The organism is Ghiorsea bivora, from assembly GCF_000744415.1.
GTDB lineage: Bacteria > Pseudomonadota > Zetaproteobacteria > Mariprofundales > Mariprofundaceae > Ghiorsea > Ghiorsea bivora.
Genome location: NZ_JQLW01000005.1, coordinates 304,978 through 326,111, shown reverse-complemented (window position 1 = coordinate 326,111; position 21,134 = coordinate 304,978). Strand labels below are relative to the sequence as shown.

18 protein-coding genes are annotated in these 21,134 nt (G+C 41.9%); 9 read left to right on the top strand and 9 right to left on the bottom strand.

The genetic code is table 11. The features are described 5' to 3' along the window. Positions 1-2 precede the first annotated feature (2 nt). The 5 genes from DM09_RS02130 to DM09_RS02110 all read left to right on the top strand — a co-directional run bounded on the left by DM09_RS02130 (position 3) and on the right by DM09_RS02110 (position 4,751). On the top strand, positions 3-1,112 hold the full coding sequence (locus tag DM09_RS02130) for a DUF484 family protein (RefSeq protein WP_038247198.1): 1,110 nt from the start codon (positions 3-5) through the stop codon (positions 1,110-1,112). Positions 1,113-1,115: 3 nt separating this feature from the next. Further along, positions 1,116-2,030 (top strand): tyrosine recombinase XerC, encoded by a 915-nt coding sequence (locus DM09_RS02125; RefSeq protein ID WP_038247196.1) that lies wholly within the window; start codon positions 1,116-1,118, stop codon positions 2,028-2,030. After that, positions 2,023-3,249, top strand: coding sequence for a transcription antitermination factor NusB (locus tag DM09_RS02120; RefSeq protein ID WP_099098477.1), 1,227 nt, complete (start codon positions 2,023-2,025; stop codon positions 3,247-3,249). Before DM09_RS02125 ends, DM09_RS02120 begins: the two co-directional genes overlap by 8 nt. A 386-nt stretch (positions 3,250-3,635) precedes the next feature. Beyond that, positions 3,636-4,397, top strand: coding sequence for an exodeoxyribonuclease III (gene xth, locus DM09_RS02115; protein WP_038247193.1), 762 nt, complete (start codon positions 3,636-3,638; stop codon positions 4,395-4,397). A gap of 33 nt (positions 4,398-4,430) precedes the next feature. Then, complete coding sequence (locus tag DM09_RS02110; protein ID WP_038247192.1) at positions 4,431-4,751, top strand: hypothetical protein; 321 nt, start codon at positions 4,431-4,433, stop codon at positions 4,749-4,751. Positions 4,752-4,754: 3 nt separating this feature from the next. Here the strand turns inward: DM09_RS02110 and DM09_RS02105 are convergent, their stop codons facing one another. From DM09_RS02105 to DM09_RS02085, 5 genes are all read right to left on the bottom strand, one after another. After that, a complete protein-coding gene (locus DM09_RS02105; protein WP_038247190.1) occupies positions 4,755-5,381 on the bottom strand; it encodes a YqhA family protein in 627 nt (208 codons plus the stop codon). 32 nt (positions 5,382-5,413) lie between these two features. Next, positions 5,414-5,965 (bottom strand): YqhA family protein, encoded by a 552-nt coding sequence (locus DM09_RS02100; RefSeq protein ID WP_051937938.1) that lies wholly within the window; start codon positions 5,963-5,965, stop codon positions 5,414-5,416. Positions 5,966-6,134: 169 nt separating this feature from the next. After that, positions 6,135-6,635, bottom strand: a complete 501-nt coding sequence (locus tag DM09_RS02095; protein WP_038247188.1) for a hypothetical protein — start codon at positions 6,633-6,635, stop codon at positions 6,135-6,137. Next, positions 6,636-8,081 (bottom strand): metalloprotease TldD, encoded by a 1,446-nt coding sequence (gene tldD / locus DM09_RS02090; protein WP_396230702.1) that lies wholly within the window; start codon positions 8,079-8,081, stop codon positions 6,636-6,638. 101 nt (positions 8,082-8,182) lie between these two features. Beyond that, a complete protein-coding gene (locus tag DM09_RS02085; RefSeq protein ID WP_038247186.1) occupies positions 8,183-9,991 on the bottom strand; it encodes a hypothetical protein in 1,809 nt (602 codons plus the stop codon). Between the two features lie 154 nt (positions 9,992-10,145). On the opposite strand from DM09_RS02085, the gene DM09_RS02080 reads away from it, so the two are divergent. Beyond that, positions 10,146-11,882, top strand: coding sequence for an alpha/beta fold hydrolase (locus tag DM09_RS02080; protein ID WP_038247184.1), 1,737 nt, complete (start codon positions 10,146-10,148; stop codon positions 11,880-11,882). Positions 11,883-12,069: 187 nt separating this feature from the next. Here the strand turns inward: DM09_RS02080 and DM09_RS02075 are convergent, their stop codons facing one another. From DM09_RS02075 to DM09_RS02060, 4 genes are read right to left on the bottom strand one after another with little or no spacing between them, the layout of a single operon-like run. Then, positions 12,070-12,438: a response regulator gene (locus DM09_RS02075; protein WP_038247182.1), complete on the bottom strand. Its 369-nt coding sequence runs from the start codon at positions 12,436-12,438 to the stop codon at positions 12,070-12,072. After that, a complete protein-coding gene (locus DM09_RS02070; RefSeq protein WP_038247180.1) occupies positions 12,439-15,954 on the bottom strand; it encodes an ATP-binding protein in 3,516 nt (1,171 codons plus the stop codon). A gap of 2 nt (positions 15,955-15,956) precedes the next feature. Further along, entirely contained in the window at positions 15,957-16,346 is a 390-nt protein-coding gene (locus DM09_RS02065) for a response regulator (protein ID WP_038247179.1), read from the bottom strand. Further along, positions 16,343-16,942 (bottom strand): response regulator, encoded by a 600-nt coding sequence (locus DM09_RS02060; RefSeq protein ID WP_051937936.1) that lies wholly within the window; start codon positions 16,940-16,942, stop codon positions 16,343-16,345. Before DM09_RS02060 ends, DM09_RS02065 begins: the two co-directional genes overlap by 4 nt. 409 nt (positions 16,943-17,351) lie before the next feature. On the opposite strand from DM09_RS02060, the gene DM09_RS02055 reads away from it, so the two are divergent. The 3 genes from DM09_RS02055 to ppk2 all read left to right on the top strand — a co-directional run bounded on the left by DM09_RS02055 (position 17,352) and on the right by ppk2 (position 21,063). Continuing rightward, positions 17,352-18,074, top strand: a complete 723-nt coding sequence (locus tag DM09_RS02055) for an EI24 domain-containing protein (RefSeq protein WP_051937933.1) — start codon at positions 17,352-17,354, stop codon at positions 18,072-18,074. A 3-nt stretch (positions 18,075-18,077) separates the two neighbouring features. Then, positions 18,078-19,991, top strand: a complete 1,914-nt coding sequence (locus DM09_RS02050; protein ID WP_038247178.1) for an ATP-binding cassette domain-containing protein — start codon at positions 18,078-18,080, stop codon at positions 19,989-19,991. Positions 19,992-20,142: 151 nt separating this feature from the next. Continuing rightward, entirely contained in the window at positions 20,143-21,063 is a 921-nt protein-coding gene (gene ppk2, locus DM09_RS02045) for a polyphosphate kinase 2 (RefSeq protein WP_038247176.1), read from the top strand. Positions 21,064-21,134: the final 71 nt, after the last annotated feature.

Here is a 21,134-nt window from a genome sequence, read left to right as displayed (position 1 = left end):
CCATGGCTAAAAAAGATGCTGATAACGCACACGAAAAGCCGCTCGATTTTAATGAACGGCGCATGCAAGCACTTGCCAAAGAAAATGCACAGTTGCGTGATTATGTATCCACTATGATGGAACGACTCCGAGAAAATGACCAACTTTTTTCTCGTCTTTTTGCGCTTGAAGCCAGCGTTTTAGCCGCAGGCGACCCTGAAGACATGTGTTTCACCCTTTTGCGTGAGTTAAGATCGCAATTTTCATTGGATATGGTGCGTATTTGGTTGGATAGGGATAGCATCATTGGTAGTACCCCTATGCATGCCTTATCCGAACAAGACCTGATTTGGTTGGAAGCAGGTGAAATTCAAAATATGGGTTTAGCCAAACGTAATGTTTGGTTGCTGCAATTAAAAGGTGGCAACTTCCCTTGGTTACAAGAGCGTGACAATGATTTGGGTTCTATTGCTTTGCTTCGCTTGGGTTCCAAGGAAAAACCATTTGGTATTATTGGGCTGGGCTCTAACGACAAAGAACGTTTCAAACCTGAACAAAGCACAGACTTTCTCGCACATTTAGCCCAAGTCATTAGCTTAAGTCTGGAACATGCTATTTCCCACCAACGTTTGGCAAGGTTAGCCATTACCGATGCTTTAACCAACACCCATAACCGCCGTTTTTTACAACCCCACAGTCATCAGTCCTTATCCAGCTGGTTTGGTAAAGGCGTGATGGTCGCCGCCATGTATTTTGATATGGATGACTTCAAAGGTTTGAATGACCGCTTGGGTCATGCTGCTGGTGATGATGCATTAACCGAGCTTTGCAGCACCATTCGCCGTTATGTGCGTGCGCAAGACCCTATTATTCGTATGGGTGGTGATGAGTTTGTATTATTATTGCCCAGTTGTGATACTGAAAAAGCCAAACAAATTGGCGAAAAAATACGTGCCGATATTAGCCAACTCACCTGCCATGGCGAAACATTAAGTGTCAGTATTGGATTGGCTTTTTCTAGCGCAGAAGATGATATGACACTCAACGATTTGGTCAAAACAGCAGATAAAGCCATGTATGTTGCCAAAGCTTTGGGTGGCAACCGCTTAGAATGTGCCGCAACTAAGGATTAAACACTGTTATTCACTGAACTTACACACCTTTTTCTGGCAGAATTACAACAAGTTCGCCTCGCTTCCACACATACGGTGTCCAATTATAAACGTGACCTACAACGATTTGTGGATTTTTATCAGCAACATGTACAACAAGATATGCATATTCAGCAAATATCTCGTGAACACATTCAAGACTGGCTGGTCTCAGGTCATAGCCAAGGTTTAGCGCCTGCCACCTTAGCCCGACGTTTATCCGCCGTAAAAAGTATTTTTGTGTTTGCTTTGCGCCACAAACACTGCCCTGATAATCCCGCTGCAGGTATCCGTGCGCCCAAATTGGGTAAACGTTTACCCAAAACCTTACCCCAACATCAAACCCAAGCTTTATTGGAAACCACCAATCGGAAATTTGATAGCCGTGAATTGGCATTGCTTGCTTTACTTTATGGCTGTGGACTGCGTGTTTCTGAAGTGGTCGGGGTGAATATGAATCACCTATCTTTAAACTTTAGGCAAGGCATTGGTGAAGTGCGCGTATTGGGTAAAGGAAACAAAGAACGCATTGTGCCTTTGCCTGAAGTGGCTGTTGCTTTGATGGAACATTGGTTGCAAGAGCGCGGCAACTTACTACCCAAAGAAGATGCCGTATTTTTAAATAAGTTTGGTAAACGCTTAAGTGTACGCTCAGTGCAACGTATGCTTAAAGATAGAGCCTTGGAAACAGGAGCAGACTTGAGCATTACCCCCCATAAGTTACGCCATTCTTTTGCCACCGATATGTTAACGGGCGGTGCAAATTTACGTACAATTCAACAGTTTTTGGGGCATGCATCCCTAGCCACCACCGAACATTATACCCATGTCACCCTGCCCCAACTCCAAAAAACATACACCGATGCACACCCTAGAGCCAAGGTAAAAAAACATGAATAATCCCTCAAATATGCGTTTGTTTGCCTTAAACATTCTTCATGCCGTCCTGATTCACAAACATAAAGCAAAAGCCAGCATTGAACATATAGTTTCAGAACAAAACTGGGAGCCCAGAGATGCCGCATTGCTCCGCGAAATGGTATATGGTGTATTGCGCTATTATTATTCACTCGAAGCTGATGTCAGTCGCTTTATCAAACAAAAACCAGAGGATAAAAGTCGCATTGCTTTATTATTAGGCGCATACCAACTTCGACATATGCGTATCCCTGCCCATGCCGCAGTCAGCGAAACAGTAGCAGCCATCAAACCTTTTGCACCCCAAGATGCGGGTTTCATCAATGCGATATTGCGTAAAATATCAAATTGTGAACCGCCCACAAAATTAAAACCCCATCAACGCGCTGAATTGCCCAAATGGATGTATGCCGCTTGGCGTGAAGCTTTGGGTGCAGATGTTGTGCAAACCATGATGCAAGCTTGCAAACAACCACCTGATTTGTGTATCGCAGTATTTGATGAGCGCACAACATGGATAGAACAAGCCCAAGCTTCAGGCATACAAGCCAAAGAAGGTGAATTATCACCCTATGCCGTGCTTTTGGATGCACACAGCCAAGTGGGTACACTACAAGGTTATGAACAAGGTAGATTTGTGGTCATCGACCAAGCTGCACAAGCGGCAACATTGGGTATCAGCTTAACCAATGAAACAGGGCATATATTAGACATTTGTGCAGCACCTGGTGGCAAAACCGCCATGCTTGCCAAACGTTTTCCCAAAGCCAAGCTCACTGCCATTGAAATCAATCCCAAACGTATCCCGCGCCTGCAAGAAAATTTGGCGCGTTTAGCGCTCACCAATGTTGCAGTAATCCAAGCCGATGCCACAGCACTGCCATATCCAGATAATAGCATGGATGCCATCATGTTAGATGCACCGTGTTCAGCATCAGGCACATTACGACGACACCCTGATGCCAAGTTCTTACACGATAAAATAAGCATAACAGAAGCAGCCAAATTACAGACCACACTGCTCAAAGATGCATTAAGGGTGCTCAAAGTAAGTGGTACATTGGTGTATGCTGTGTGTTCGATTCACAAAGAAGAAAATGAAGCCGTAGTCAATCAATTTAAAGGTGTACAAAATATACAACGTTTATTGCCAAGCGAAACCCATGATGGATTCTTTTTTGCACAAATTATCAAATCATGAAATTATTTTTTTACCACGAAGAACACGAAGTTAAGAAGAATGCGTAATCAATATATTCCCCCTTTGTTAGCCTGCGCCGTAGCGAAAGTGTAAACAAGGGATGAAGAAAAACTATTGTTTTGCACCCATTTTACACTGAAAGCGAAGGAATAAGCAGAGTTTAAATGGCATTTCTTGATTAGGGACATCCGTGCCCCTAAGGGCATACCCCGCCCTAAAGAGCGTCCAAATCCGCTATCCATGCGGATTTGTGGTTCGTTTCTGAAGGTGAATTACGCGTTAACGCAAGAGAAGCTACTCTGGGGTATTGATGGCAAAGAAATGAATAAACACCTACACTTTTGCATTCGTAAACTTATCACGTCAAACAAACCAAGAGGTCTTACATGAAAATTGTTAGCTGGAATGTAAATTCACTCAATGTACGTCTGCCACATGTGTTGGACTATTTAAAAGAACATCAGCCCGATGTATTGGCGTTACAAGAAACCAAACAAACCGATGATAAGTTCCCCAAAGATGACTTGGAAGCTGCAGGTTATCATGTCGCCTTCCAAGGGCAGAAAACATACAATGGTGTTGCCATCATCAGCAAACACCCGCTTGAAGATGTCAGCTTTGATATTCCCCATTTGGATGACCCGCAAAAACGTGTCATTGCAGCCACCATTCAAGGTATTCGCATTATTGATATTTATTTGCCCAATGGACAAGAAGTCGGCTCAGAAAAGTACGCCTATAAAATGAAATGGATAAATGCCCTCAAAGTTTATGTTCAAGAAGAGTTAAAAGCACATGATAAGCTGGTATTATTAGGTGATTACAACATCGCACCTGCAGATATTGATATTCATGACCCAGACCGCTGGCAAGGAAAAATCATGTGCTCCAATGAAGAACGCGCCCACTATCAAGACTTATTAAACATGGGTTTACACGATAGTTTAAGAGATCTTCACCCCAATGAACCCATGTTTTCATGGTGGGACTATCGCGCCAACGCATTCCGCCGTCGTTGGGGTATTCGCATTGACCACCTGTTGGTCACTTCCAACATCCAAGTGCTTGATGGTGGTATCCATGCAGAAGAGCGCGCCAAAGAACGCCCTTCTGACCATGCCCCCGCATGGATTGAAATCAAAGTGTAATCGGACTAAGCTTAACCTTTCACGGAGGTGATTATGTCTTATCTATCCAAATTATTGGTAGTGCTTTGTGCATCCAGCTTGATGGTGGCTTGCTCCTCAAAAAAAGAAGTAAACCTAGAGCCTGAAGGTATCAGCTATAAAACCAATGAAATCACTGTGCGTCAATGCGCAGATATTGATGACCAATCCTTTAGAACATTACTTGAAGAGCATGATACAAACATCAAAAAACAAATGTCTCCCCATTTGTATATCGTGACTTGGGATGATGACCGTCATGCCGATGAAGTGGTGCAAGAATTAAAACAAACAACCATGTTTTGCGGTGTGGATAAGTATTTAGAAAACAAATAGCCGTTAAGCTTTGCTTCTATCTTCTGAGCTGTCTTCACGATCTGTAGCACGGGTTTTCCACTCTCCAGTCTTACGTGACATACGCTCTGTCACAAAAAGTGTCATTGCGATACATAAAACACCTGCAGCAAAAGTCAGCAAACCTTGAACCCCATGCATTTCTATACCAATCGCCATTTCAAAAAACTTCACCACTAAAATCATCATAATCACTTTACCTAAACGCGACTTTAAATCATCTAAATTTTTAATTGAAAGCATATGTACTGCTGATTCATCATTACGCTCATAAGCATGATCGATTTTACTGATATAAAGCTCATACAAACCCAAACCAAAAATTAACAATACAATTGCGAGCAAGAAAATATCAATAACCTTAACAACCATACCAACTGCATCAGCTCTTAAAATGGCTCTCGCATCAGCGCTCTCAAGCGCATGATAGTTTATCAGATCTTCTGCAGCATAAAATGTATCCACTGCAGAAACATAAAACATCACCAATGCTGCACACACACTACAAATAACGGCCAATAAAATGGCCCAACGCGTACCCCACAAGAAACACTCAAACCTTTGCCCTATTGTTTTATTCTCTGATACAATCAAATTTTTATCAACACTCATAAATCACTCATCCTCACTTTATAAAATGATGGTTAAACTTTCGTTTTTCTTGAAGCAAGTTCTGTTACATACAAAGCAATTCCACTTAGTAATATACCACCCGCAAACATCAATAAATCAAAAATATCATCAATATCCATACCAATTGCCAACTCAAAAAACTTCACAATAAGAATCATCATAATCACTTTTCCCAACCGCGATTTCAGGTCATCTAGACTGTTGATAGATAATAAGTGTCGTGCAGACTCACTACTATACGCATGGTCAATCTTACTAATATACAATTCATACAAACCAAGCCCAAAAATTAAAAGAACAATTGCGAGAAGAAAAACATCAATAACTTCAACGAGTTGAGCAACACTTTGTGAGCGCATGGTCTCACGCAAATAACCATCTTCCAGCGAGGCATAGGAAGCCAAATCGACTAAGGTATAAAATGTATCTACTGTCGCCACATAAAACATAAGCAATGCAGAAATAAGGCTGCATAACACAGCTGCTAAAACTGCCCAACGTGACCTCCAAAGCGTATTTTCAAACATCGCTTCCAAGTGATCACGGTCTTGTGATTTTTTCATGTTATTTATACCATACCTTTAGAGTCTGCCAATGCAGGTGAACATGAACTTTAGCAATTTCAATGCCATAATAATAAAAAGGTTAAATACCGCCCCAACATGTACAGACCATTCTGTTTTTACTACATGTGCCAAAACCAAAGTCTAACACCAAGTTATACTCAAAGTATCAAGAATAAACCTTTTGTACTGGGCTGTTTTGCTTACGAAATAAGAACAACCATAACATCACCATCATAAACCCAACATAAATAATATTGTCAGCCATGGCTTTTTGGGCTTGTTTCATGCCTTGCAAGCGCTGCTCAATTTCGCCAGCCTTTAATATAGACTCACGCTCCACATCAACACCCCAAATTTGTTGATTTTCCCCTACAAATATCGTTACTTCGTGATTCAAATAAGGTTTAAGTCGCTCTTCCCATTCATGAAGACCATAACGCAAATAGCCGTAATGCACGCCCTCTTTTTTATGAAAAACTATCAACTCAACTAACGTTGGTAACTTAGCTGGCGCACTATACGTTACCTTGTGTAAGGTGCCCGTATAACTACTTAGCTCACCATCTTTAGGTAATTCAAACGCATTCTCATCCCAGCTAGATGATAACCCCATAAGCAATAAACCAAGGCCGCACAACAGCCAAATCCAAGAGAAATAATGCTTCACCTAGGTTTCCGTGCCACCTACCGTTAGTTCATCAATCCGAATTGTTGGCAAACCTACTCCCACAGGCACAGATTGACCCGCTTTACCGCATGTGCCCACACCAGGGTCAAGTGCCAAATCATTACCAATCATGGATACTCGCTTAAGCACCTCATGCCCAGAGCCGATTAGGGTCACATCTTTGACGGGGTGCAATATTTTTCCATTTTTCACGCGGTAAGCTTCAGACGTAGTAAACACAAATTTACCCGATGTAATATCCACTTGCCCACCACCAAAATTCACAGCATAAATTCCATCATCCAAGGATGTCAAAATATCATCAGGGTTATCGTTACCCGCCAACATAAAAGTATTGGTCATGCGTGGTAACACAGGATCAGCATAAGATTCGCGCCGCCCATTGCCAGTGGGTTCAACACCCATCAAACGTGCATTTTGTTTATCCTGCAAATAACCCACCAACACCCCATCTTCAATCAAGGTTGTGCATTGAGTAGCAGTGCCTTCATCATCGACATTAAGTGAACCTCTGCGCTCAGGCATGGAACCATCATCCACTACAGTCACACCTTTAGCTGCAATCTGTTGCCCCATTTTACCTGCAAACACCGATGTACCTTTACGATTAAAGTCACCCTCAAGCCCATGACCAATAGCTTCATGCAATAAAATACCTGGCCAGCCATTGCCCAATACCACGGGCATGGTTCCCGCAGGTGCGGCTTCAGCTTCAAGGTTTAACAATGCAAGGCGCACAGCTTCGCGGGTCAACCGTTCAGCTTCACCACTCTCCAAAAGCCTTTGCAAGTCGAAACGACCGCCGCCGCCTGCACCACCTGTTTCGCGTTTTCCATTTTCTTCAACCACCACAGAAATATTAAAACGCACCAGGGGACGTTCATCTGCAAAAGTCTGACCATCCATGGTAATAATCTGCACTTGTTTAAATACAGACGACACACTTGCTGATACCTGCTGTACCCGTGGGTCAATGCTTCGCGCCAAAATATCCAGCTTTTCCAACAAAGCTTTACGTGATTCCATATCCACTTGCTGCATGGGATTGCCCGCTGGATACAAGTTGTGTTTTAAAGTTTGAGGACGAATGGCAAGTGGGGCAACTTCTTTGCCGCTGTTAGCAATCGCTCTTGCAGCCTTAGCGGCATCCATCAAAGCTGCTGTATCAAAACTATCGGTATAAGCATGACCCGATGCCTCGCCCATAATCACGCGTGCGCCAATGCCTTGGTGCGTGCTCGCTGATACATGTTTCACCCTTCCTTCTTCCAATGATACTGATTCAGATATGCTATGCTGCAAATACAAATCTGCATCATCAGCGCCAGCGGGAATCATCTGCTGCAACATTTGGCTTAATGTGGACTCGGAAATATGGTCAAAGATAGGTAAGGTTAATGAATTCATGGCAACATCGTCTGCAATCATTAGCTTTCGGTCAAGCTTCATATACAAAATAAAATACAAAACAATAAAAAACGCCATGCACTGTAAAGCACATGGCGTTTAGTTATCAAACCATACGGTTAGTAAGAATTGATATGCGTTGCTGTCACACGATTAAACACATCATAACCAAAAACATACAAGCCAGGTTTACTGGTTATATTTGTTGGTGCTGGTGCTAGAAATGAAAATGATGTTGCTGTATCTGCTACCTCATTTTCTACAAGCCACACGAAACTACCTGCTGCTGAGTCAAATTCAGATAAATCGACTGTTCCCGACCGTGAACCTACAGGTAGAGTCCATGCCGCATTGATTGTTCCTGAAGTAAACCCTAAAAAACCAACTGTGGTTGGGTTTGTAATGGTAATATACGATGTTGTTTCAGAGGGTTTGATTGGGCGTTTGACCAACCGAACCACTTGAGAATCAATCAATGTATCAACAAGACCCACTATTAATGTAGAAGCATCATTCACATTTACTTGATTTACTCCAGCCACAATATTGGTGTCGCCATTAACATCTCTATATCTAGTCACCGTATAGTCAGCGCCATCAGGAAAAGTTAAAGCTGTCACATCCGTCACATCTATAGACCACATTAAAGCCGTTTTACCTACCGCGTTATTAAAATTATTAAAATCATATTGCACAATCACACCACCATTGGCATTTACACCTGGCCCTGTAATTATAAAATAATCATTTGGCAAAATAGCTACCCCTGAAGCATCATCAACACTGAGCAAGAAGTTATTAATGACAGTACCCGTTGCTTGGTCTAAGTGGCTTTCAGGTGCTGCTTCTGCTCCCCAAACATGACCATCACCAGCTAACTGCCAACCTGCAGCAACAGATTTTTCTAAATTCATCAATTTACTATCGGATGAACGAATGGTTGCCAATTGCGGATTCACTGTTGTATCAATCGACACGATTGAAAATGCACCAAAAGTAGCAATAATATTTGCAGTTAAGGACTGATGTGCTGGAAGAGTAGAGCTAAACAAGGTAACTGCTGCTGCATTGTCTGTACCTTGGTGCAAAAAACCCGCTGTAAAAAATGGGCTAACCGTTGCTGCGGCGGGTGTACCATTGGCAAACAAAGCATTCATACTCAGCATAAATGCATTAATTTCTTGAATGATTGCCCCATTGGCTTGAAAAACTCCAGTATTCACTGCACCTATCGGTGTAGCATCCGCTGTAGTTGTCAAATCATCGGTAATCGTAATAGCCGAGTCTAAAGCATAAGTAATGGTTGCTTGATTAGTGGTTGTATCCACCTGCACATCCAACAAATCTAACAGTGCATCATAACCCGTGTGATCCGCATTAAATGCCGCATTCATCAAATCAAAACCCGCCCCCAAACCTGCAGCTGTTAACATTGGCTCTAGTCGCAATGCCAGTACATCTTTTGCCGCTGTTAAATTGTTCGCACTTAACAATGTATAATTAGGATTATTAAAGAAAGCCTCACTATGCGACCCCGCAACATTGGATACAATTAAGTCTGTTAACGGTGTGATATTTACTGTGTTTCCCACATCACTGATCGTAGCTGCCGAGATAATACTATATGCCTTGCCGCCCGAGATACCACTGGCATAAAGCACAAGCGGCAATGTTAAGTTGCTAGTATCAACCGAATATTTGCCCTGTGCATCAATATTAGCCGTAGCAACATTACCAGCTGAACCTTTAACTGCCACAAATCCTACTAACGGTGCACCTGTTGCAACAACACCAGAAACTAGCGTCGAACTTGTTACTGGAGAAGTAGCAATAGGTACAGCTTGTGGTGGAGAATCACCTCCTGAGCTACATCCTACAAACCCTATCATGGTTATCACTGCTAAAATTTTAACCTTTTGTTTTCTCATGGTGCGCTCCTGTTTTTCCTATCCACTGTTCTCCCCATATCAACAATGATAAACCACCATGACATTGCCCGAATCACCCAAATAGGGTATACTCAAATAATATCCATCTAAAAACACACTGTTTGCCTGCACCTTTTCACCAGGAGAAATCATCTTGAATCGAAAAACATCGCAAGCACTTGTCGAAGTATCTGAGCTTATTGAGCTCATTTACGATACATCACAAACTGACGAGCGGTGGCCACAATTGTTAAAAGATATGGATCAGTATTTACAACATTTTGAAGGAAAAAATAGCCCCAGCGGTATGTTATCTGAGCAAGTCGATCAGCTTAGTAACCACCTACTTCGCTCCTTCCAGTTTAATGAAGTATCCGATAAAGCTACGCATCAGCAATTCATTTCATCACAACTACTCGACCAATTACCCATTGGGGTGATTGTGACCAATGCAAAAGCAGAAGTAATTACCCTAAATCAACAAGCAAGCGAATCCATCAACACCCATCACGCTTTATCTATTCAAGCAAATACACTTCAAGCTAACACCCCACAAAACACAACCTTACTGCATCAGCATATTCAACAACTCTCCGATGGTAGCAGTCAAGAAGATGGCATCTCACTTTCTTTGGTTCAGGGTGCTAACCAACCAACATTATCTATTTGGATTTCTACAATGCTAAACCAAAACACACCTGAACATGCCGAACAAAATCTTATCGCTATTTATATCATATCTTCATGTATTAAACCCGAATATGACACCTTGGTTTTACAAAAACATTTTGGTTTAACTGCTGCAGAAACACATCTAACCAAAACCTTAACCAATGGCTGCCATAACCTAGTTGAAGCCGCTGATACTATCGGCATTAGTGTGCATACTGCACGAACACATATGAAAAGAATTTTTGCTAAAACACAGTGTTCTAGCCAGGTCGAATTGGTGAAAATGATTTTAACCAGCCCTGCTATTCTCAAACAAAATAATCTCCACCCCTTTTTTGAACCTCACCCTACACATCATTCCATCACACTTTTTGATGGACGTAAATTTGGCTATATGACATTTGGTAACCCCAATGCTGAGCCTCTCATTTATTGTCATGCTTTGGTACACTCTGACCAACAGTTGCTACCCAACAAAACATTACAAAACACCAAGGATTTTCACATCATTGTACCTATGCGTCCAGGTTTCCTAAATTCTGACTGGATTAGCACAACACCTTCCCTACATGACCACGCCAAAGATATTATACAATTAACCCAAACATTGGATATCTCAACATTCCACGTGCTTGGGTACTCCAATGGTGCACCTTATGCCTCAGCTCTCGCATACTTCTACCCTAAATACACTACCTCTCTTACGCTGGTTGCCCCAATCGTACCACCCGACATAGACCAACGAAAAGATCTGCCACCTGCAGATCGGTATATGTTGCAATTGGGCAAGCATTTACCAAAAAGAGCGTTGCGTGTACTTTCAAAAACCGTATTGCGCAGCATGTGGCAACGCCCTGATGAGCTAACGAAACGTGCCTTTGTTTATGCTTCAACATCTGAAAAAGTATTTTTACAATCCAAGGATGTAAATGACTACCTTAAACATTGGATTCAAAGTGTGTACCCTGAAAAAACAGCCGCTGTTTCACACGATTTAATGGTTCGTATTCGACCCTGGGGATTTGAGCTTAAAAACATTGAAGTGCCAACTCAGGTTTGGCATGCAAAAGATGATACGATTTCACCCTTTTGCTGCGGTAAAACACTGACAAGCAACATACCCAATGCAATAATGCATACACTAGAGCATGGAGGGCATTATATCTTATATGAGCATTTTAGTCGTATACTGGTTCACCTAAAGTCTAGCTACTCTTAACCACTCAGAATGTACAGAACCCATGATAAACCACGGCTTTAATGATTTATAGCAACATACCCATATCGGTAGGTTTTTCTCAAGTTTGAACATGAAGACAGCCAAATGATTGAAGGTGCAGACACTTTTTCAGGTTTGATTATGTTATTTGGCAAAGCAGAGTGTATTGTGGCGAATGCTGGTGCAATCACCGTAAGAAAGCACTGACCTCAGCAGCAAAAGTAGCTGGTGAAATTGGTTTTTGCATAAAACCATCAAAACCTTCCGCCAGCAAACGATCTTTTTCTCCTGCCATGACTGATGCCGTTAGCACCACAACTGGAATATCTTGGGTAATGGCATGTTTCCGTATGCCATGCAATGCATCGATTCCACTCATGCCAGGCATGCGCAAATCCATCAGAATCAGATCTGGCGGATTTTGTTGCGAAACAATAATGGACTCTTCTCCACTATCAACAAGCGTGACATGAAAGCCTTCGAGTTCAAGAACATCACATGCAAGCTCTAAATTAAGAGGATTATCATCAACAATAAGAATCTTGGGATTCTTCATTTAGTCCTCCATTACCGTGCGGTTTCCACCTTCTTCTTTCGCAATATCTAACCGATGCTGCAAGGTTGACAATAGCTGGTGTGCATCAGGCTCTTTCTCACTTGATAATACAGCACCAAGTGAGGCTGTGAGTTTACCTGTTTTATTGTCGGGTAGAGGTAAACGTTGGCTACGAATACGCAGACGAATCTTTTCTGCTACACGGTTTGTTCCTTCTTCAGTGATGCCAGGCAAAAGAAGGATAAAACTATGGTCACCAAGGCGCGCTAAGACATCACCTTTACGAATGATGGAAAGCCCTGTCGACACAGTCGCTTTTAGTGCTGCCAAGCCCCAACGTCTGCCATGTGTTTGACAATAATTCTCAAAACCATCCATTTCCCAAGCAATAAGTGAAAAACTATGTGAATATCGATTGAAACGAGAAACTTCATTTTGTAAGCGTCTTTGCATATACCGAAAATTGAAACACCCGAGTTTTACATCAATCAGTTTTGCTTGGACTGGGTAAAGCATTTCAAGCTTATGTACCTGACTGATAACATCAGTACTATTACTCATACCTTTAATTAGAATGCGTTCAACATCTTGACCCAATTGTAAAGCCTCTTCTCGGGTAAGGTCTTTGGCTGTAAATATAACCACAGGAATATCACAAGCCGTTGGATGCTGCCTTAATTCATTCATGACTTCAAACCCCGTCACTTCAGGCATCATCAAGTCAAGAATAATCAAATCAGGCTCTCGCTCAATAGCTAAACGGATACCTTCAGCTCCATTGCTTGCCAACAAAATATGATAACCTTCGGGCGCTAGGGTTTCTTTTAAATACTCACGTACCGATGCATCATCATCAATCACAAGCAGTGTGGGAGGTGTGGGAGGTTTTGTATGTATAGAGGCGTGTGAAACCATTTCAAGCAAATCATTACGCCCAATACCTTTTTTAATCTGACCTATAGTTCCACCTGTACCGAAATGAGGATTCTTTTCATCCCCAGCCATCAATATGGTTGGGATTCGGTTTGTAAAATCAGAAGATTTTAATTGTTTGATTAGGTCATATGTTTTTTCGCTATCTTCTGGAACGCCCAATATAATTAGTAGGGGTGAAGTTTTGAACCTTTCTTTTTCAATATTCGATATATCTGTATGGCAAACCTCATAACCTTCACTGGTAAATATATCTGCAGCATGATTTGCACGCTGCTTATTTTCATCAATAATAATGATGATTGCCTGATGTTCTTTGTCAGGAAAAACTTCCTCCGTTGGTGCCAAGGCTAGTTTTTCCAAACGGCCAATAATAGCACTCTCATCCGACTCACCTTTATGAAATAAATCATGTTCTTTAACAATAACGATAAGCTCAACAAAAAAAGTAGTGCCTTTATCAATCTCACTTGTCAGTTGTATCGTTCCACCGAGGAGTTGAACCATACATTTGGCAAGTGATAGGCCAAGCCCCGTACCACCATGGGCTCTATCTAGACCTCCATTGGACTGGGCAAAGGGCATAAATATTTTTTCCTGATCTTCGATGGGTATGCCGATACCATTATCTTTGACGTAGAATGAAAGGTTCGCTTCATTGCTTGGTTTAGCTAACTGATCAAGCGAAAGTCCGACTTCAACCTTTCCTTGATTAGGCGTAAATTTAATGGCATTACCGAGCAAGTTTACCAAAATTTGATGCAACTTATCCTTATCCGATTTAACCATTAGCTCTTGCCCTACTGGTTCGACAAGACTTACTTCAATCTCTTTATTTTGAGCCAGAGGCCTTAATTCAGCAACCACTTGTTTAATTAGTTCAACGGGGCTAAATGTGCTTTCATGAACTTCCATCATACCAGACTCAATTTTACTGATATCAAGAAGGTCATTGATAATCGTTAGCAAACGTTTACCGCTATTATGTACATGCTCCACGTAACGTTGTTGTTTGTCACTTAATTTGCCAGACCTAGGGTTTTGCAATAATTCCGAGAAGCCAATAATGGCATTTAATGGTGTGCGTAACTCATGGCTGGTGTTGGCAAGAAATTGGTCTTTGGCTTTATTTGCCGAGACCAGCTCTTCATTGGTCAACTCCAGCTCTACTTCACGTATTTTAAGTTGTTTATTCGCTTGCTTAAGCGCATCGGTTCTTGCATCTATACGCGCTTCAAGATTTTTATTAGCCTCTTTAACACGTTCAATATTCTGTGTGTTCGATAGGGCGATAGCACAAGCTGCAGCGAGTGTAACTAATGCTTTTTCATCATCCTCTGAAAAGGGACAGTCATGTGGATTTTTGGAGAGGTATATCACACCTAACACTTGACCTTCAAAACACATAGGGGTGCCAAGAAATGCCCCCATGGGAGGGTGTCCACTTGGGAATCCACTCGATTTTGGATGTGAAGCAATACTATCAAGCCTAAGTGTTTGGCTTTCATCCCACAGTAGACCAAGCAGACCTTTACCTTTAGGAGGGTGGGCAATTTTAGCTTCACTTTCAGGAGGAATACCTTGAGCAATAAATTGCTTCGTTCCATCTTCGATATAAGAAACCATAACATAAGGTGCATGGGTAACTTCCGCACATATTTTGCCTATATGTTTAAATAATAATGCACTGGTCGTTTTTTGCCCTAAGGATATAACTGCATCGGTAATCGCTTCTTGGCGTTGTCTTTGACCAGCTTCATCAGTAATTTTTTCTTTAAGGTCAGATACCAACAGGTCAAGCGTCTTTGCAACCATGCCCAATTCATCTTTGCGGTTAAGCTTAATCTCAGAAGAAAGGTCGCCATGGCGAATATTAGAAGCCATTTGGGCAATATTGTTGATGGGCTCCAAGACTTGTTTGCGAATCAGCAACCAAACAACAAAACCAAGAATGATAAATATGATAAACATGATTTTAATCATATCGTTTTCAGTTTCTGCAAAAGTAAATTGGCTTGCCCCAATGGATACACCAAGCACCAAGACACCTCGGATAGGGTTTTCAGTATAACCATGGCAAGCCAAGCATGCGGTTTCTAACTTAATGGGATAAATATAACTCAGATGTTGGTTATCCTCAGTGCGATGGACTGAAGTCTGACCCGCAATGGCTTTTTCAAATTCGGGGATTATTTTATTGTCTATCTTTCCTGCCTTACCATTTTCTTCACGGGAAAACTGTTTGCGACCAATGTATGCATTTACTTTGTTCTGTGTGTCAAGGTCTTTGAATGCCTCCACACCATCGGTTCGAAATATCTTCACTGACTCAACACCCTGCACAGAAGTAATACGATTTAACCAGTCATGCGCAATATCAGCATTACCTGAAAGCATGATGCTGCTCAAACTGGTGGCAAGGGATTCTGCTATCTGAGATGCTCTAGTTTCTTGCTCTTCAAGCATCAGTGCTTCGCTACGAGAGTCTAACCAAAAGAAGCTGACAGTTAATATGGGAGTAATAATGAATATAACCATCATGGTTAAGCGTAAGCTTAGGCTGTTTTCAAAGTATTTTTTCATACTTACTCCATGAGCCCTTGATTCCGTTCAAATAGGCTTTCTACCGCAATAAGTAACTCCTCCATCTCTACAGGTTTATAGAGGACAGAAAAATTATTTTTAGAGAAATTCGGATCCAGCCCTATTTCCCCAGTTAGAAGTATAATTTTCTTTGCAAGTCGGGGTTGTTGTTCATTAATCCAATCAATAACGACTTCTGCATTTTGCGTGCCAAGGTGGTAGTCACAAACAACCGCATCAATACTATCACTGCTGAGTTTTGTAATAGCTTCAACGGCACTATTAGCCACTTTGACATAAAACAATTCATTTAATACTTCAGCAAATAATTCGACAAGGGTTGGGTTATCATCAACAACCAGTACTGTTTTTAACCGTGCTTGTGCGCTCATTCGTTTACTGCCGCTACAGCACTTGTTGAGCTTAGCACTTTCTGAGTTGCATGAATCAAGTCTTCAACGGCAAAGGGTTTGTCAAGAATCATGTCTGGCTTAGCCTTCTCTAGGGCTCTTCTCACCAGCCTCCGATCACCTGCGCCAGTAATAACAAGGATTTTAGGCTTTTTGTGGAAATCTGTTGCACGAATACGTTGAATAATCTCCAGGCCATTTATTTCGGGTAACATGATATCAAGAATAAGAATATCAGGTTGCATCAAGCCAAGTTTTATTAAGCCGCTATACCCATCTTTTGCATAGTCAAAAGTATGATTAAAAGTAGCCGCATCAAAAGCGCCTTCAACGAGTGCACACATGTCCAAATCATCTTCAATCAGTAAGATTTTATGAGCCTCACTTGTATGCTCCTTTTCTTGTAGAAGATCCATGTTGTGGGTTTTGAGGAAGGTTCGAAATTCATGTTCACGAATGCGCCAATGGCCACCAGGTGTAACAATATATTTCAGCTCACCTTTTTTCATCCATCGCTTAATTGTATTGATACCAACACCACACCTACGTGCAGCTTCACCTGTAGTTATAAAATTCATAGCGCAGCAGTTTAGAACATAAAACGACCTTTTCAACCAGTTTGGACAATTTGGATAGTTTGGATAATTATGCAACAACGCTATACTGATATCAGGCGTTGTTTCTTAAAAAATAAAAGGGTGGTGTTTAACGCTGAGAGCTCAAAATACAAAGAGCTAGATTCAAAATGTTTAAACTGAAAAAGCGGTACTTATATCGCATGATTCCATGGTGCGCATTCGCGCTTTGGGGGGAATGAGCCTGAAAACATTACGCTGCCGAGCCAAGTTTGGTATGCAGTGAAATACTTGCTAAAATATCCCATGCGTCCTCACAAAACCTATGCTAAATCAATGCCTTCAATGATTTTATAGCAACATTACCCACAATCGGTAGGTTTTGCTCAAGTTTGAACATGGAGACAGCTAAATGATTGAAGGAGTTTCTACATTTTTTTCAGGTTTAATCATGTTATTTGGCAAAGCAGAGCTGCGAGCTGTGTTGTGGCGAATGCTTGGTTTATTAGCAGGTTTGATGCTCGTTTTAATGCTGGCCGTGTTTTTCTTTGCCGATTATTTGGCTTCGATTTGGATTCCTGAAGGTGATGCGTGGTATTGGGTGATTGTTGGTTATATTGCATCATTTCTAGCCGGTTTATTATCTGTGGTGGTCGGTGCTGTGGCGTTTGTCGCTTTGGCATCTGCGGCGGCAGCACCGTGGCTGGATACTTTGGCATATCGCACAGAAAAAATCATGGGTTTTGCCACGGTTGAAAATGATGCATCTTGGGCTAATCAGGCATTGGCGGCAGCTATCAACTCCATTCGTCCTTTATTTGGTTTATTGCTTTGGGGGCTATTGGCACTGGTATTCTTCTGGTTTCCACCACTAATGACAGTGATTTGGACTTACGGCAGCATCCAGTTCCTCAATTATGAACTGTTTGACACCCAAGCCAGTCGCAAAGATTTAAAATTTAGTGCACGCAAAGCGGATATGAAAAAAAATCGTTGGTTTTGGTTAGGTTTTGGTGGCACATCATTGCTACTGATGGTTGTACCCATTCTTAATATTTTTGTCTTACCCGCTGCTGTGGTTGCCCTTGCCCAAAAAGGTCATCCTGAATCCATATCAACCACCCAAGAAGGTTAAACCATGCCTATTCTCATGTTGCACGGCCTCAAAAAAGCATTTGGTCATCAGGTATTACTCGACAATGTTGATTTACGCATCAGCGCCGGGGCGCGTGTCGGACTGATTGGACGTAATGGTGAGGGTAAGTCCACCTTGCTGAAAGTGATTGCTGGGCAAATGGATGTGGATGACGGCAGCGTACAAATCAAGAGTGGCTGCAAAGTCGCTTATTTACATCAAGATCCTTATTTTGAACCCAATCAAACAGTGTTTCAAGTGGTTGCCGAAGGTTTGGGTGATGTAGCAAACGTGTTGGATGCTTACCATCAAGCCACTACAACTTTAGAACATGATTATTCCGATAAAGCCTTAAAAAAACTGGAAGACCTGCAACATCAGCTTGAACATTTGGGCGCATGGAAACTACATGCGAGAATTGAAACAGCCATCACCAAATTGGGTTTGGATGCCGACCGTGATGTGGGTGAATTATCAGGTGGCTGGCTGCGCCGTGTGGCATTGGCACAAGCCGTTGTGGTTGAGCCTGAAATATTATTGCTTGATGAGCCCACCAACCATTTGGATATATCATCTATTGAATGGCTTGAGGATTTTGTCGCCTCCTTTCAAGGTGCTGTGTTATTTATTACACATGACCGCTACTTCTTAGATGCCGTGGCAGAAGAAATCATTGAGTTAGACCGTGGGAAACTTACCCATTTTCAGGCAAGTTATGCCGAATATTTACATAAAAAAGCCGAATTATTAGACATTGAAGCCCGAGAACATAAAAAGTTCGATAAAATGCTCGCCAATGAAGAAAAATGGATTCGCCAAGGCATTCCAGCACGCCGCACCCGCAATGAAGGCAGAGTGCGTGCCCTTGAAGATTTAAGAAAGCAACGTGCTGCCCGCAAACTGCGTGGTGGTGATGTGGACTTGCGCGTGGCATCAGGTGTTAAACCTGGCAAATTATTGATTGAAGCCATTGATGTATGCCACAGCTTTGAAAAAGCAACCATTGTTGACAAATTCAACTGTAAAATCATGGCTGGTGAACGCATTGGTTTGCTTGGTCCTAACGGCATTGGCAAAACCACATTACTCAAAATTTTATTGGGTGAATTGCAGGCAAATGACGGTCGCATCAAACATGGTGTACGCCTTACCCCTGCATTCTTAACCCAAATCCGTGAACTAAACCCCGAAGCTAAACTGAAAGATATACTTGTACCCAGCGGCGGAAATTATGTACATATCGGCGGACATGAGCCACGGCATATTGTCAGCTATATGCAGGATTTCCTCTTTGATAAAGAGCTTTTAAATGCACGGGTGGCTGCATTGTCAGGGGGCGAGCGTGGTCGCCTTTTGCTTGCTAAACTGTTGCTCGAACCTGCAAATTTATTGGTGCTGGATGAACCGACCAATGACTTGGACATTGGCACACTTGCCGTACTCGAAGAAGCTTTAGCCAAATATCAGGGCACGGTGATTATCGTTAGCCATGATAGAGCATTTATGGATAGAACTGTGAGTAAAGTGTTGGCTTTTGAAGGTGATGGTAAGATTGTACCGATTGAAGGTGGTTATTCGGATTATTTGGCATGGAAAGAGCGTGCTATTTTACGTGAAAAAGAAGAAAAAGTCGCAACAAAAACAGTCAATGAAACAGCAAAAGTCGAAAAAACAGCTAAGGTTGTTAAAAAACTTGCCTATAAAGAGCAAAAAGAGCTGGACGAGCTGCCTGCGCAAATTGAAGCCTGGGAAAAAGAAAAAGAAAACATTGAAGCTCGGTTTTGCGACAATGACTATTTCAATAAAAGCCCTGAAGACTTTCAGAAAGATCAAAAACGATTGACTGAATTAGACGACTTATTAACCCATGCTTTTGAGCGCTGGGAAGCACTGGAAACGAAACAGCAAAGTTTCTAAGCAAAAAATTTAACTTCAATATCCCTAAAATAATCATTGCATTTTTTGTGCAATTTGAAAGAATGGAAATTCGCAACCTTCTTGCTTTCAAATACCACTAAGAAAAGAAGCTGCTTACCAAAATTTTCACGTTACAAAGGTGTGAGCAACCATGAGCACAAAGCGCTATAACAAAAAGAAACTTCGCGAATTACTACAGCACATGAGTAACCCTAAAGAGGTATTGGCATCACCCACCATTATTCCCAGCAAAGAGTTGTTATCATTAAGCTATGAAATGGGTACATACCCCTACCCTAAAAAAATGAGCAGCTCCACATATGAAAAAGAAAAAAAGCTCTTACAAATTGAGCTGCTCAAAGTTCAAGCTTGGGTCAAAGAATCTGGACAGCGCATACTGAGTATTTTTGAAGGTCGCGATGCCGCGGGTAAAGGTGGAGCCATCAAACGATTTAATGAACACCTTAACCCTAGGGCATGTCGCGTGGTTGCATTGGAAAAACCCAATGAGCGCGAACGTGGACAATGGTATTACCAGCGTTATATCAAACACTTACCCACGCATGGGGAAATGGTTTTTCTTGATCGCTCTTGGTACAATCGAGCAGGCGTAGAATATGTCATGGGGTTTTGTAACCAAGAAGAATACCTCACCTGTTTACAACAAACACCATTGCTCGAAACCATGCTTGTGGACTCTGGCTTACACCTTTTTAAATACTGGTTCTCTGTGAGCCGGCAAGAGCAACTCCGTCGCTTTCATGCTCGAACCCACGACCCTTTAAAACAATGGAAGTTAAGTACTGTTGATATTCAATCTTTAGACAAATGGGATGCATACACCCAAGCCAAATTAACCATGTTTAAACATACCAACTCGAAAAAAGCACCGTGGACTGTTGTGAAATCGGATGATAAAAAACGCGCGCGTATCAACTGCATTCGCCATTATTTACACAACCTAGACTACACCAACAAAGATGAGTCTGTGGCATGTGCGCCTGACCCCAATATCGTGGGAGGTGTCGATAGCAAGCTCGATTACTCCAACAAAGCTGAAACTAAAAAATAACCCTGTACCATATCCCATATGCTTTTGTCTTGGCCCAGCTGTATACTTAACCTATGCCTTGTTGATGTTTT